Source organism: Streptococcus halitosis, from assembly GCF_027691175.1.
In the GTDB taxonomy this organism is placed as follows: Bacteria; Bacillota; Bacilli; order Lactobacillales; family Streptococcaceae; genus Streptococcus; species Streptococcus halitosis_A.
In genome coordinates this window covers 979,027-993,599 of the sequence record NZ_JAQFBD010000001.1, presented here as the reverse complement: position 1 = coordinate 993,599, position 14,573 = coordinate 979,027, and the positions used below count along the sequence as shown (strand labels likewise).

14 protein-coding genes and 1 pseudogene are annotated in these 14,573 nt (G+C 38.9%); 8 read left to right on the top strand and 7 right to left on the bottom strand.

Translation table 11 applies throughout. The annotated features are described in order from the left end of the window. Nucleotides 1-152 precede the first annotated feature (152 nt). From PG086_RS04860 to PG086_RS04850, 3 genes are read left to right on the top strand one after another with little or no spacing between them, the layout of a single operon-like run. Nucleotides 153-1,196: a dihydrolipoamide acetyltransferase gene (locus PG086_RS04860; RefSeq protein WP_007516686.1), complete on the top strand. Its 1,044-nt coding sequence runs from the start codon at nucleotides 153-155 to the stop codon at nucleotides 1,194-1,196. Nucleotides 1,197-1,241: 45 nt separating this feature from the next. Continuing rightward, a complete protein-coding gene (gene lpdA / locus PG086_RS04855) occupies nucleotides 1,242-2,945 on the top strand; it encodes a dihydrolipoyl dehydrogenase (RefSeq protein WP_270747968.1) in 1,704 nt (567 codons plus the stop codon). Between the two features lie 59 nt (nucleotides 2,946-3,004). Beyond that, nucleotides 3,005-3,994 carry a lipoate--protein ligase gene (locus PG086_RS04850; protein WP_270747967.1) on the top strand — a complete coding sequence of 330 codons (990 nt, stop codon included), beginning with the start codon at nucleotides 3,005-3,007 and terminating at the stop codon, nucleotides 3,992-3,994. A 72-nt stretch (nucleotides 3,995-4,066) separates the two neighbouring features. Here PG086_RS04850 and xerS read toward each other — a convergent pair whose 3' ends face one another. From xerS to PG086_RS04835, 3 genes are all read right to left on the bottom strand, one after another. Next, nucleotides 4,067-5,137 carry a tyrosine recombinase XerS gene (gene xerS / locus PG086_RS04845; RefSeq protein WP_247946495.1) on the bottom strand — a complete coding sequence of 357 codons (1,071 nt, stop codon included), beginning with the start codon at nucleotides 5,135-5,137 and terminating at the stop codon, nucleotides 4,067-4,069. A gap of 280 nt (nucleotides 5,138-5,417) precedes the next feature. Then, nucleotides 5,418-5,855, bottom strand: coding sequence for a zinc-ribbon domain-containing protein (locus PG086_RS04840; RefSeq protein WP_270748250.1), 438 nt, complete (start codon nucleotides 5,853-5,855; stop codon nucleotides 5,418-5,420). A gap of 79 nt (nucleotides 5,856-5,934) precedes the next feature. Then, on the bottom strand, nucleotides 5,935-6,429 hold the full coding sequence (locus tag PG086_RS04835; RefSeq protein ID WP_394334485.1) for a restriction endonuclease subunit S: 495 nt from the start codon (nucleotides 6,427-6,429) through the stop codon (nucleotides 5,935-5,937). A 256-nt stretch (nucleotides 6,430-6,685) separates the two neighbouring features. Here PG086_RS04835 and PG086_RS04830 point away from each other — a divergent pair, with 256 nt between their 5' ends. The 3 genes and pseudogenes from PG086_RS04830 to PG086_RS04820 form a co-directional block, all read left to right on the top strand. Next, entirely contained in the window at nucleotides 6,686-7,465 is a 780-nt protein-coding gene (locus PG086_RS04830; RefSeq protein ID WP_237334096.1) for a hypothetical protein, read from the top strand. Between the two features lie 11 nt (nucleotides 7,466-7,476). Then, nucleotides 7,477-7,710 carry a hypothetical protein gene (locus PG086_RS04825; RefSeq protein ID WP_021164696.1) on the top strand — a complete coding sequence of 78 codons (234 nt, stop codon included), beginning with the start codon at nucleotides 7,477-7,479 and terminating at the stop codon, nucleotides 7,708-7,710. Between the two features lie 485 nt (nucleotides 7,711-8,195). Next, nucleotides 8,196-8,639: pseudogene (locus PG086_RS04820) on the top strand (transposase); the annotation flags it as partial. A 744-nt stretch (nucleotides 8,640-9,383) separates the two neighbouring features. Here PG086_RS04820 and PG086_RS04815 read toward each other — a convergent pair. Genes PG086_RS04815 through ylqF form a run of 3 tightly spaced genes read right to left on the bottom strand, consistent with a single transcriptional unit; the run spans nucleotide 9,384 to nucleotide 12,573 of the window. Continuing rightward, nucleotides 9,384-10,934, bottom strand: coding sequence for a ClC family H(+)/Cl(-) exchange transporter (locus tag PG086_RS04815; protein ID WP_270748249.1), 1,551 nt, complete (start codon nucleotides 10,932-10,934; stop codon nucleotides 9,384-9,386). A 15-nt stretch (nucleotides 10,935-10,949) separates the two neighbouring features. Then, the gene (locus tag PG086_RS04810) at nucleotides 10,950-11,735 is read right to left on the bottom strand and encodes a ribonuclease HII (protein WP_270747966.1); all 786 of its coding nucleotides are present in this window, start codon (nucleotides 11,733-11,735) and stop codon (nucleotides 10,950-10,952) included. Continuing rightward, nucleotides 11,722-12,573, bottom strand: a complete 852-nt coding sequence (ylqF, locus tag PG086_RS04805) for a ribosome biogenesis GTPase YlqF (RefSeq protein WP_270747965.1) — start codon at nucleotides 12,571-12,573, stop codon at nucleotides 11,722-11,724. Before ylqF ends, PG086_RS04810 begins: the two co-directional genes overlap by 14 nt. A gap of 215 nt (nucleotides 12,574-12,788) precedes the next feature. On the opposite strand from ylqF, the gene mazE reads away from it, so the two are divergent. Then, the gene (mazE, locus tag PG086_RS04800) at nucleotides 12,789-13,004 is read left to right on the top strand and encodes a type II toxin-antitoxin system PemI/MazE family antitoxin (RefSeq protein ID WP_001098942.1); all 216 of its coding nucleotides are present in this window, start codon (nucleotides 12,789-12,791) and stop codon (nucleotides 13,002-13,004) included. Then, nucleotides 12,988-13,344, top strand: a complete 357-nt coding sequence (locus PG086_RS04795; protein ID WP_000560798.1) for a type II toxin-antitoxin system PemK/MazF family toxin — start codon at nucleotides 12,988-12,990, stop codon at nucleotides 13,342-13,344. The genes mazE and PG086_RS04795 overlap by 17 nt, the downstream gene beginning before the upstream one ends. Before the next feature lie 33 nt (nucleotides 13,345-13,377). On the opposite strand, the gene PG086_RS04790 is transcribed toward PG086_RS04795, so the two are convergent. Then, nucleotides 13,378-14,556 (bottom strand): hypothetical protein, encoded by a 1,179-nt coding sequence (locus PG086_RS04790; RefSeq protein WP_270747964.1) that lies wholly within the window; start codon nucleotides 14,554-14,556, stop codon nucleotides 13,378-13,380. Nucleotides 14,557-14,573 lie beyond the last annotated feature (17 nt).

Sequence of the window (14,573 nt, the reverse complement as noted above, 5' to 3'; positions counted from 1 at the left end):
CTTTTGACGCCCTTTGTATCATGTAATTGAATTCGGACGGAGGTCTGTGAAAAAAAGATAGATTTCCTTGTGTTCATCGAACACATCGTCAATCTCCTATTTTTTCATTGCCCTCTTCGTCCTAAATATCTTAGTATAGAATTGGAGAGGTCATGGCTGATGACAAGCTAAGAGCGACTCCTGCGGCTAGAAAGTTAGCGGATGATCTAGGGATCAACCTCTACGACGTTTCTGGCTCAGGTGCAAACGGTCGTGTCCACAAAGAAGACGTGGAAACTTATAAAGACACAAACGTGGTTCGCATTTCGCCACTTGCAAAACGAATTGCCCTCGAACATAACATTGCTTGGCAGGAAATCCAAGGAACGGGTCACCGTGGTAAAATCATGAAGAAGGACGTTTTAGCCTTACTTCCTGAAAATATCGAAAACGACACCATCAAGTCTCCTGCTCAAATCGAAAAAGTGGAAGAAGTTCCAGACAATATCACTCCTTATGGTGAGATTGAGCGTATTCCAATGACACCAATGCGTAAGGTTATCGCCCAACGTATGGTTGAATCCTACCTAACTGCGCCAACCTTCACACTCAACTACGATGTCGATATGTCAGAAATGTTGGCTCTTCGTAAGAAGGTTCTTGAGCCAATTATGGAAGCAACTGGTAAGAAGACTACTGTAACAGACCTTCTTTCACTCGCTGTTGTGAAGACCTTGATGAAACACCCTTACATCAACGCTTCATTGACAGAAGACGGCAAGACCATTATCACTCATAACTATGTCAACCTGGCGATGGCGGTTGGGATGGATAACGGATTGATGACACCTGTTGTCTATAATGCTGAAAAAATGAGCTTGTCAGAGTTGGTTGTAGCCTTCAAAGATGTTATTGGCCGTACCTTGGATGGTAAATTGGCTCCGAGCGAACTCCAAAATTCAACCTTCACAATTAGTAACTTAGGAATGTTTGGCGTTCAGTCCTTTGGTCCGATTATTAACCAACCAAACTCAGCTATCCTCGGGGTTAGCTCAACAGTTGAAAAACCTGTAGTTGTCAATGGTGAGATTGTCATTCGCCCTATCATGAGCCTAGGATTAACCATTGACCACCGTGTTGTAGATGGTATGGCTGGTGCTAAGTTTATGAAAGACTTGAAAGCCTTGATTGAGAATCCGATCTCAATGTTGGTTTAAGTCAGCTATTGTTTTTTTTAGAGATTTAGATAAAGGAAGTAAGACATGGCCTTAGAAGTAATTATGCCAAAAGCCGGCGTGGATATGACAGAAGGACAAATCGTCCAATGGAATAAGAAAGTCGGTGAATTTGTAAAAGAAGGAGAAATCCTTTTGGAAATCATGACTGATAAAGTCAGCATGGAATTGGAAGCCGAAGAAGATGGATACTTGATTGCCATCCTCAAAGGAGATGGTGAAACTGTTCCAGTAACTGAAGTTATCGGTTACCTTGGTGAAGAAGGGGAAAATATTCCAACAGCTGGAGCGGCTGCGCCAGAATCAAAAACTGCACCTGCAGCTAGTGCCTCAAACGACGACGGTAAGAGCGATGATGCCTTTGATATCGTTGTGATTGGTGGAGGTCCTGCTGGATATGTAGCAGCCATTAAAGCTGCCCAACTCGGTGGTAAGGTTGCCCTTGTTGAAAAATCTGAACTCGGTGGAACTTGCTTGAACCGTGGCTGTATCCCAACTAAGACATACCTTCACAATGCTGAAATCATCGAAAACATCGGTCATGCAGCAAATCGTGGTATCGTCATCGAAAATCCAAACTTCACTGTTGATATGGATAAACTTTTAGAAACTAAATCTAAAGTTGTCAATACCTTGGTAGGTGGAGTTGCTGGTCTCCTTCGTAGCTACGGTGTTACTGTTCATAAGGGTGTTGGTACTATTACTAAAGATAAGAATGTCTTGGTTAATGGCTCAGAATTGCTTGAAACCAAGAAAATCATCCTTGCTGGTGGTTCAAAAGTCAGCAAGATCAACGTTCCTGGTATGGAATCATCACTCGTGATGACAAGTGACGATATTCTTGAAATGAATGAAGTGCCAGAAAGCCTCGTAATCATCGGTGGTGGTGTTGTCGGTATCGAACTCGGTCAGGCCTTCATGACATTTGGTTCAAAAGTAACTGTTATCGAAATGATGGAACGTATCGTTCCAGCTATGGATGCGGAAGTTTCTAAGAATCTTCGCTTGATTTTGGAACGCAAAGGTATGACTATCTTAACAGGTACAAAATTGCAAGAAATCATCGAGGAAAATGGTCAACTTCGTATCAAGGTTGAAGGAAAAGATGATATCATCGCAAGCAAAGCTCTTCTTTCAATCGGTCGTGTACCAGACCTTGAAGGAATTGGCGATGTTGAGTTTGAATTGGATCGTGGACGCATCAAGGTCAACGAATACATGGAAACTTCTGTTTCAGGAATCTACGCACCAGGTGACATCAACGGTACTAAGATGTTAGCCCACGCAGCCTTCCGTATGGGTGAAGTTGCGGCTGAAAATGCTCTCAAAGGAAATCACGTTGTAGCGAAACTTAACTTGACTCCTGCAGCCATCTACACTCTCCCTGAAGTAGCAGCAGTGGGTCTAACTGAAGAACAAGCTCGTGAAAAATACGATGTCGCTATCGGAAAATTCAATTTTGCTGCTAACGGCCGTGCCATTGCATCTGATGCTGCTCAAGGTTTCGTAAAAGTTATTGCTGATAAGAAGTACGGGGAAATCCTTGGTGTGCACATCATTGGTCCTGCAGCCGCAGAATTGATTAACGAGGCATCAAGCATTATCGAAATGGAAATCACTGTTGAGGAAATGCTGAAGACCATCCACGGACACCCAACCTACTCTGAAGTGATGTACGAAGCATTTGCGGATGTACTAGGAATGGCCATCCATTCACCTAAGAAAAAATAAAACGAAGATAGACTAGACTGGAAAGATGTTTTCCAGTCTCTATCGTATAAAGGGATATCATGAAATACATTATCAATCATTCAAACGACACTGCTTTTAATATCGCCTTGGAAGAATATGCCTTTAAACATCTTTTGGATGAGGATCAGATCTTCCTACTTTGGATTAACAAACCTTCTATCATTGTTGGACGTCACCAGAATACTATCGAAGAAATCAATCGTGATTATGTTCGAGAAAATGGTATTGAGGTAGTCCGCCGTATCAGTGGTGGTGGAGCTGTTTATCACGATTTAAACAACCTCAACTATACTATCATTTCAAAAGAAGATGAAAACAAGGCCTTTGACTTCAAGAACTTCTCAACTCCAGTTATCAACACCTTGGCTCAACTAGGCGTTAAAGCTGAGTTTACAGGCCGTAATGACCTTGAGATTGATGGCAAAAAATTCTGTGGCAATGCCCAAGCCTATATCAATGGGCGTATCATGCACCACGGTTGCTTGTTATTTGACGTTGATTTGTCAGTCCTTGCTAATGTCCTCAAGGTTTCAAAAGACAAATTTGAATCAAAAGGTGTGAAATCCGTTCGTGCCCGTGTAACCAATATTGTCAATGAATTACCTGAAAAAATCACAGTTGAAGAATTCCGTGATTTGCTATTGGAATACATGAAAAAAGAGTACCCAGAGATGACTGAATACGTTTTTTCTGAGCAAGAATTAGCGGAAATCAATCGCATCAAGGATACCAAATTTGGTACTTGGGACTGGAACTACGGTAAATCACCTGAATTTAACGTCCGTCGTGGAACAAAATTCACCAGTGGTAAGGTTGAAGTTTTTGCCAACGTCATTGAATCAAAAATCCAAGATATCAAGATTTACGGTGATTTCTTTGGTATCGAGGACGTTGCAGCTGTAGAAGATGTCCTTCGTGGCGTAAAATATGAACGCGAAGATGTTCTTAAGGCACTAGAAACTATTGACATCACACGCTACTTTGCTGGTATTAGCCGTGAAGAAATCGCTGAAGCGGTAGTGGGATAAAAAGAAAAAGAAGTTGGTTGTATGACCAGCTTCTTTTTTGAACTATTATTTACATAATTTATTTTATGTAAATCACAAACTATCTAAAGCATTCTTTTGTTCATCGTTGACGATATGGGTATAGAGGTCAGTGACTTGTGTACTGGCGTGTCCTAGCTGATGGCTGACCAAAACTTGCGATTTAGTTGCATCATAGAGTCTGGTTGCTAAGGTATGGCGGAGTTTGTGGGGAGTTACACGGACTTTGAAGTCCTCAGAGTACTTAGCAACCATCTTTTCAACACTAGAAGCATCGATACGATTGGGAACGCCACGATATAAGGTCAGAAAGAGAGCTGTATCTGTCTTTTTCGTCTTATAGCGTTGATTTCGAATGGCTAGATAATTCTCTAGGTAAGGCTTAGCAAAAGCAGCGACATTGACCGAGTCACGTTTGCCACCTTTTCGAGTAACATCGATAACCATCATTTTGAGATTAAGGTCTCTTAGATCCAAATTAACAGCTTCAGATAAGCGGACACCAGACGCCAAGAGAAGGGCAATAATGGCTAAATCACGTTCTTTATTTTTATTGAATGACGAGAGGGCACGATTTGAGAGCTGTTGTGGATACTCCTGGTCGATATAGGTTAGAAAACCTTCTGTTTCATCACCTAGAAAGAGTTTTTGCTTGATGTTTTCAGCTCTGGCAGCAAGTGTTTCTTTCTTTTTCTTGGTTGAAACTTTCTTCATTACATTACGATAGAAATAAGGTTCACCCTGATCATTCTCGACTTCCTCGGTTAGATACTTATAAAGACTGGAAAGTGCTGACAATGTGCGATTGATGGTTGTCTGAGAGACACCTTGCTTGGTTGTATTGGCATTCAGCAAAGGTCGTTCACGTAGATAAAGAATAAAGGCTTCCATGTCTTTTTTAGACATATTTTCCAAGACTGATAAAGGAATGTCAGACATTTTATCAACATTTGAAATACCAGATTCCAAAACCCAGCTGAAAAATCGATCGTATTCCTTGAGGTATTCGTACAGAGTTGTAAAACTGTAGGGAACAGCAAGCTTTGATTGGTAGTATTCCAAAACATACCAGGGCATGATTTGTTTTAGTTTGTCGATTCGTTCCAGTAAAATCTCACGTTTCATGTATTTTCTCCATAAGTAAGTCTACTAGTAGTATAGCATAGACTTATATATTTTTCAAGAAAATTATAGTTTTTCGGAAAGATGTTACATGAGTTTTTTTTAAGTGCAAAAAATAAAAAAATAACCAAAAAAATTTTTTAAGCCAATTATATTCAATTATGTACTTTATTTAAGTAAAAACTAAAAATTTTTCAAATGTACATTTTGACAATAAAAAACACTCCAATATCAATTTAATGATCTTTAGAGTGTTTTTAGCTTGTTTGATTTTAATATTTTATTACATCTTTAATCTAACGAAATGCTCCTGTTTTCTTCTTAAACCTTTGCAAATTGAGCAGCTTATTAATGAGCGCTTCTCATACTTAATTTTTTCATTAATTTTTAGTTTGTATCGATGATTTGAGTTTTCTTTACATATCCACCATACAGTTTGTTGATATTTCTCATTGATTGCAGTCGGGTCTGCTAAAAGAATATTATTAAGATAGTCCCATTCGTTCATTAAATGTTTATGAGTCGTTTCTAGGTCGTTAAATCCTTTTAACACCTCATTATTTTGACAATATGGACAACAAGATTCTTTCATTAGAATCTTTTTCTTAACAGTTTGTTGATATTCTCCTTTACATACATTGCATTTCCACCACGCTCTATAAGTCGAATTACACATTATTGAGCAAGAACTTTTTTGATTTAAGTCTGACCACTCTTTAATTAACCTTGGATGAGTGGTTGAAAGGTCGTTAAATCCTTTCCTTTTGTCTGTTTAGCTACCAAAAAGATACCATATAACCTTATTTAAAAACAGTTGATTTGCTCTTGCTGATGTATTCATCTTTATATTCAACAACGTCCTCAATAAGCTGTTTCTTTATTACTTGAATATATTTTTCCATGTATTCAAAATCAATAGTACCACTTTTTGTCACTGGAAGTTCAATATCAATATTTGAAATAACATCAAGAGCAAAAGAAGATTGACCCCAAGAAAAATTTGTAAAAGCTTTTTTCATCGAACTAATTAAATACAAAGCAATATTTTCTGTTAATTTCCCATATTTTTTATTTAACTTAAATATTTGAATCTTATCTCCTGTAAAGTAGGCATTTGGTTGATAATACATAGTTACAGTATCTTGACCGAAAGAAATAGTATTGGAGGGATTTAAAAATTTTTCATCAAAATCAATATATCCTCTGATTCCATTTTCACCTTCTCCTCTAGCAACATATGAGAATTCACCGTTAAAAGTAACAATATTCGCATTTATCTTCTTCTTAGTAGGTATGATATCAAAAAAAGTTAACTACAGAAACAACGGAATTAAATTTGTTTTTTGCGCTAAAATGATGCGCACGTTTAGAATAAAACAAGTATTAAACTCTATACAATTTTAAAGAGGTGTAAAGAAAAAATAATCTGAAAAGCTTGTATACATTATTGATTCGTGCACAAGTGTGTAAATATTGTAAAACAATTTCAAAATGTGGTAGACTAGATATGAATTTTGATGAACGATAATTAGGTCAGAAAAAAGGTTACATATGGAAAAATTAGTTTTTATCGGAATGCTAGTGTTCTTGGCAGTTGTGTTTATTGGAATATTGTTTTGGCTGCGTTTTAGAATGAAGAACACCTTTGAGAACGGTGTTCCAGTGTACGATGCCCCAGCAAATAATCAGACTAGGACGAGTAAGCTAAGCGTAGGAGAGTATGCAGTGCATATAGTTTTAATACTAATTAGCGCTGTAATTGCCTTTAAGGTCATGGGAATGTTCCGTCATGGGGCGGCGCCAATTGGTGCTGCTATAATCACGCCTTCTATAATGGCGCTTTTCAATGCACGAAGGAGAACCGGGAAATCTTGGATAGGTATCGTTGCAGTGCTTATGGTATTTGTATTTTTGATGTTCGCATACATACTGATAGGTTTACCTGACAAGGCGCCAGCTTTGATGATTAGTAATACGGAGATAAAGTTATCTGAGACGAAGGTGTCGGATTTGATGGATAAGGGGTATGATATATATGTATCAAATGGTAAACAGAACTACTCCGAGTATGATGAGCTTTTGACATCGGGAAGCTATTATAAATACCAAGGTTCCGGTGTAACAGTGCCAAGCGGATTTAAGTCATATGACTCTGCAGTCACACGATCGACTTATCTTCTTGTAAAGAAGAATGTAGTAGTTGGCTGCATAGGTGTTTACGGGCATAAAAAGAGGTATGAGGAACTGAAGGACTGTGTAGTTACGCAGAGGTTTGCTTCGATTCTGAATGCACAGCTGCTGCTAAAAAATATGGAATTTCATATAATATAGATGGTATAGGTTTGCTAGAGAAGCTTGATGAAAATAAGTTTAAGGAAGTATTTGGTAAAAAAATATGGCTGACTCCAAGCAATCCGAGAGGTGAATATTTGGGACATTACGGTGTGCAGTGGGGAACAGGTAACAATGAATTCTTTTGGAATCAATACTTTATGAATTTGGACATTGATTCGAATAATAATATAGTTAATTTTAGTTTTAAAGTTCATATTGCAGGTGAACGAGAGAATAATTAGCAAGGATAGTTAGATAAAATGAAAAAGAAAAAAGTACTGAGCAAGACAAAGTATGCTATTTATCTTCTGATGGTCCACCTTATATGCATACTTTTCACTATAAGCAAAATAATGATACCTTCATGGGGGCACTGGTTAGAGACGACACGCTTTCTTTGGACAAACTTTCCTACCTATGTATGCGTGTTAATAGCCGTTTTCCCAATGATATGCTTTTGGCCATATTCAATTAGCGCAGATTTTAAGCCAGGTACATCAAAGACAATACTTGCGACTTTCGGACTAATAGTAGGTAACGTGACTCTGATTTTGATATATACGACTATTTTGCACAAGGTATTATAGCAATTAAAAAATTCCATCGAAAAACACTGGGATAAAAGTCTGACTTTGAGGGTCATCTCATGCCTTATTATAGGGATTTTTTAATTTCTGCAAGCAGCTCATCATATTCTTCAAATGCCGGAACCTCAGGATGCTCCTTCTTGATTGATTCGGTTTGTCAACCAGTCCGTAACCATAGAGCACATGTTTTTAATGAACTAGCCGACATTGGTTACAATTCCTCTAAGCACCTTTGGGTCTATGGATTCAAACCCTATCAGGCTATATTCTGAATTATGTTGTAACGCCTGCCTCAGTACATTATATTAGGGCAGTTGATGACTTACTAGAAAATTGTTCTCAACCCTATGTTTTAGCTGATTTAGCTTATCTTAGCTATGAACTCAGAGAACAGTTGAAACAGAGCTAAACAACATAATCATTAGAAACTAATGGCTATGAGACGGACTATTGAAACTCGATTTTCAGAACTTTGTGCTTTTTTTGATGTCGAACAAACACTAGCTAGAGGCTTAACAGGATTGCAGTTGAGAAAGGAGCAAATTGTACTGACTTATAATCTGAGATACTTTGAGATTAACTAGCACCACGAGTAAAAATCTATATCTTACTATCAATAAGACCTTAAATGAGTAGCAAAAAATGTACAATTGAACCACCACTCCTTCTACTGTTACTAGAGTAAAAAATGTACAAATCAATTCCTTAAATCAGATGATGTGATGTACTAGAAAATATACAAAATACCACTCCAAAATAATGTACAAAACAAAAATAAAGTACACTTTTTAAAGAATGTACTTTATGCTTCTAATTCAGTTGTATCAATGGTTTAGCTCTAGTTTAGTCAATTGTACATAAAATTTTAGTTTTCTTAGATCTATGAAATACAGAACTAAATCTTTTTTCTATTGTGAATCATTATCTAGTGCTTTTTCTAGTTTCCAAATACTAAACCAGAATGAAATAGTCAGCAGAATAAGGAAAATAAAAAAGAGATTATCAGTAACGATACTTCTGTTCATTCTACATAACTGAAGAGCTATATAAGGAGCTATGAGATACAAAATACATTGTATAATTGCTATTGTTTTCTTTTTCATGATTTTTAATCTTACTGTACAGATTCGACACAGTAAACTCCTTTCTAGCTTTATGGTTTATCATTTCTAACTTAATTGTAGTCTTATTTTTTACAAAGTTCAATTACTTGTATGTTGAAATACCTTATCAGTAAGAAATAACCGATCTCATTGCAGAGAATCGGTTTTCAAATGTATTTAATTAAGAAGTTTGTTTTTTTACATAACATAAATTATGTAAAAAATCTACAACAACAAATCTTTGACTTTTCCAATTTCACTTTTTGGAATCACCAGGTGAATCATATCACCCAGATACATTCTGGTTGAACCGTGAACTGTTTGGCTTTTGCCATTATGGACTTGGGTGGTGATGAGCACGTTGTGTGGCAAGTTGAGCTCGTGAACCTGTTTTCCAGCGATTTTGTCAGACACAGGGATTTCTATGAGGGTGACTTCTCCTTCATCTGTCGCTTCTTCTGGCAGCATTTTTTCTAGCATGGCCTCATAGACTGGAGCACCCTTGAGTAGATCCATGACGATGTAAGCTACCAAGGTCACTAAGCCAAGTGGCATGAGGTTGCGAATGTCCCCTACCATCTCAGTAACAAGAATCATAGCGGTTAAGGGAGCCTTGGATATTGCCCCAAAGTAGCCACTCATTCCTAAAATGACAAATATAGGAAACTGCTCTTGACTGACAAGCCCAATATTGACACAAATGACACCAACTAGGGCACCAAGTAAGGAACCAAGCGCCAGAATGGGTAGGAAAATTCCTCCTGGGAGGCCACTTCCATAGCTAATCATGCTCCAAACAAAGCGAATCAAAAAGTAAGCTAATAGAACTTGAAAACTAAAATTTTGCTCAGTCAAAGAAAGAACGACCTGGTTTCCACCACCGAGAATTTGTGGCAAGAAAATCCCGACTGGTATGATAAGGATAAAGGCTAGGATTGGATAATAAGCTTTATCCAAATGGATTTTTTGACCAATCCAGTCATAAATTCGACCAACATTGAGTACAGCTTTCTCATAGAGAAAACCAGAAAGCCCGAGAAAAACTCCCATAAGGAGGTAAATCCAATACTGGTCTAGAGTCATGAGAGGAATGTTGTCTGGCATATCCAGTACGGGTGTTAGGCCAAATATGAGCAAAGAAACAAAGTTTGCTACGAGACTGGCTGCTAGAGTTGAGACCCAGAAAAAGCGTGAAAAATGGTGGTAAACTTCTTCTATAACAAAGAGAAGACCTGCGATTGGTGCATTAAAGGCAGCTGCTAGCCCTGCTGCAGCACCACTGGCAATCAAGGAGCGTTCCTCAACAGGGCTAGATTTGAGCCACTTGGCAATACCTTTTCCACCAACTGCTCCAAGTTGAATACTTGGCCCTTCACGCCCTAGCATAAGGCCACTGGCAATAGCAAGAATACCTAAAATATATTTTTTCCAGAGAATGCCCCACCAGTTAAGAGTCATCAATCCCTTTAGTTCGGCTTCGACTTGAGGAATTCCTGAACCCTTGATATCTTTTTCCGATCGAGTCAATTTCGCACTGAGCCAGCTAACAATTAAATAAAATAGGCCAATGATAAAAAGATTGCGCACTAGGTGCGCTGGATCTTGATAGAATCCTTGTATCAGGTGGAAGCCCTTTTCGATTAAGAAACGAAAAGATCCGACGATTAGCCCGACGACGAGACCAACAATGATTCCTCGTCCAACTTGGGATAATATGGTGCCTGAGGCAAAGGCAAATTCCTTCTTGGAGCGGAGTATTTCTGACTGTTCCTCCATAATCATTCATTCCTTCTAACTTAAACTTTCTTTTTCTCCTGCAACCAGTGACTTAACAGGTTCAAAACTGGTTCGGTGAATTGGGGTAACTCCTAGTTTCTCGAGTCCGTCTAGGTGTTTAGCTGTTCCATAGCCTGCATTAGTAGCGAAGTCATAGCCGGGATATTGATTATCATAGTCCTTCATAATATTATCCCGTGTCACCTTGGCCACTATAGATGCAGCTGCGATTGAGAGGGAGTTAGCATCTCCTTTGATAATGGAGGTTTGTGAAATTGGTAACTCCAGTTTCATGGCATCTATCAAGAGGTGCTTAGGCTGCGGACTGAGCTGGGAGATTGCTTCCTTCATGGCCAGTTTGGTCGCTTCATAGATATTGACTTGGTCAATGATGTGATTATCCATGATACCAATTCCGATTGCCAAGGCCTGGTCTTGAACGGCTTGATAAATTTCTAAATGTTTCTTTTTAGGGATCTTCTTGCTATCGTTGAGGCCTCTAATCTTACAATTTTTTGGTAAAATAACGGCTGCAGCGACTACAGGTCCAGCCAGCGGACCACGGCCGACCTCGTCAACACCTGCTATTAAGGTCACTCCTTGCTTGTAAAATTCTTTTTCATAGGAAAGCATGGATTCCAAACGAAGGTCTTCATCCAGTTCAGCCTGAATTGCTTTTTTACGCTTGGCGATTTCCTTTTGAACTCCAGAACGGGTATCTTTTTCGATTTCCAGAAAAAGAGGGTTGTCTAAGTCTTTGACAGTAGAAAGAAGTTCTCTGATTTCTTTAATCGTCGTCATCGATATCGTCCAATGTATCTAAGGTGTAGTTACCGAGTTTTCCATCACGAACTTCCTTCACGAAAAGACTGTAAAAACGGTCGTAGTCGTCACGGAAACCGAGGGCGCGCGTCATATCCATGATGATAACAGGAGCTTCTTCTTCAATTTTCATTTGTTTAAAACGTTCAGCTAGCTTATCAGGATAATGTTCTTTGAAATAATTGAGACCAAAAATGGTCACTTCATCCATAGGAAGCAACTGGTCTTTAATGGCCCCTGTTAGGGCTAGTTTCAAAGCTACGGTTTCGTCTTCGAACTTAGGCCAGAGAATCCCTGGTGTGTCTAGGATTTCAAGATCTTTGTTGGTTTTGAGCCACTGTTGCCCCTTGGTAACACCTGGTTTATTGCCGACAACCGCAATCTTTTTCCCAGCCAAACGGTTCATGAGTGTTGACTTACCGGCATTTGGAATTCCGATAATCATGGTCCGCAAGGTTTCAATTTTGATACCGCGTTCTTTCTGGCGTGCAATCTTATCAGCCATGAGCTTTTTAGCAGCATCTGTCACAACTTTTACAGTTACTTGCTCTTTGGAGTTGATAGCCAGAGTTTGGATTCCCTGTGATTCAAAATACTGACGCCATTCTTTGGTCATTGCTGGGTCTGCTAGGTCAGCCTTGTTCAAAATCAAGAGTTTAGGTTTATCACCCACAATCTTGGTTAACATAGGATTTTGACTAGATAAAGGTAGCCGAGCGTCCACCAAAATCGTCACAAAATCAACAAACTTTAAATTCTCTTGAACTTGCCGCCGAGCCTTAGACATGTGGCCCGGAAACCATTGAATAGTAGCCATAAACATTTCCCCTTCCGACTAAAAAAAACGTAGTAAAAACGTTTTCTTTCTTACTACCTATTCTATCATAAATGAGGAACTTTTGCACAGGCTTTGACCACAATAAATGACAAATAGTATAGGTCCGACACATCCTTGATGCCAGTCAGGATTTACTTGACTTTTTTTGCTAACAGGTATATACTTAGTGTATACTAATTCGTGGAGGTAGAGCAATGAATACAGTAAAGACTCGGAAGGTAGGGAATTCTCTCACTGTGACTATTCCTAAAAATTTGGGGATGACAGAAGGTCAAGAAATGGTTGTCTACAAAGGGATTGACGGAGTCATTGTCTTAGCTCCAAAATTAAAAGATCCCTTTGATGGGATTACTGATTTGAGAATGACAAATGATTTTGAAGGGGTAAGGTCACTTGATAGCGAAATCTGACTATATTCCTGAAAAGCAGGATATCATTTGGCTGGACTTTGATCCATCAGTCGGTCGGGAAATCCAGAAACGGCGACCTGCCTTGGTAGTTTCTAGGAGAGAATATGCCTTGCAAACTGGTTTTGTAGCTGTCTGTCCTATCACTCATGGCCAACAACGTTTGGCTGAAAAAGGCTTGCTCGTTCCTGTCTCGTCGGACAAGGTAGATGGCGCTGTCAATCCATTTCAACTGTATACCTTTGATTTTCGGATGCGTAATGCTCAAAAAATAACAAGAATGGACACACAATGTTTTCAGAAAGTCGTCCAACTTTACCAGTACATCTTTGGAGATACTTAAATCCTACCATGCATAGACAAGGTAGGATTTTTTCTATATGAGTAACCTATCTAAAAACGGATGAAGACAATTGAGGAGAATCCCTCTAGTCCAACTTTCTTGTGCAGATGATAGATGTTCTGCCTGAAGGCATTCTTTTATAAAATCGCGGACTTGTTCTGGTGCAATTTCAAACTCAAAGGCTTTCATCTTGTAGAAAAAATCGATGAGATGCTCAGATAAGTATTCATCTGAAAAGAGTACTTCTCCACTTTTTCGATATTCTAATAGAAGCCGAGAAAATCTAGCTTTTTCATCAGGCAAATCTCGAAAATAGGAATTAAGAAGCCAAGTCTGCTTCTGCTTTCGTTCAATAGGATCTTGATTTGCAATCCGCTGATCCTTTTCCAGCTCCTTTTGGTTTTGTTTAGCCTTGATAGCCCGTTCGTCTCTATTTTTTCCAAAGAGGATTTTCTCCCATTTTCGTTCTTCTTGTGTGAGAGTTTCTGTAAAGCCAAAGTAATCTTGATAGGCGCGTTCAGCGGGTCCCATGGCAAGAATGAGGTTGTCAGCGTATTGCTTGGCGATTTTATCTCTCTTCTTGCGTTCTTTCTCTGCTTGAATCCGTAAATGCTGCTCGTAGTCGATTTTCTCCTTGCCTAGTTTGACAAGGTAGAGTTGGTCATCAGTCTTGCCAAGTAAAAAAGGTTTGATACACTTTTCCAGCACTTCTTCCATACGAGCCTTCTTCTTTGGCTCTGCCTTGATCCAACTTCCGCCTTGAAAGACCTCTAGGAAGAGCTGATAGTCTCTCTCAGGTGTGAATCGATTGCCACGATTGGCTTTGAAAACACCTTTTTCCCAAAACCATTTTAGAAGTCGTTCGTCAAAGTCGTTTTTATTAACCTTGATTTTTTCCTTTTTCTGAGCTTTTCTGGTTAGGTTTTCAAGCTTTCTGAGAAGTTTTTCTTCCTCTTCTAGTTGCTGGTCGAGGCTAATACGATGAAAATGCCGAATACAATCGCTACCAATCGGAAAGAGGCGTTGACCTGTAACGCCGTTAAAGAGTTCATAAGCGTATTTTATGGCATTCCCGCAAACACAATTACTACGGCCAATGCCATTAAAAATCAAGGAAACTTCATTCCATTCCTTGGTAGCTTGATCCCAAGTATCGGCTTTTGAAGCCTGTAAAACCGCATCGTGCAAGGATTTTCTAACTGGAAGTGGCATGAGGTCTCCTTTCTAGA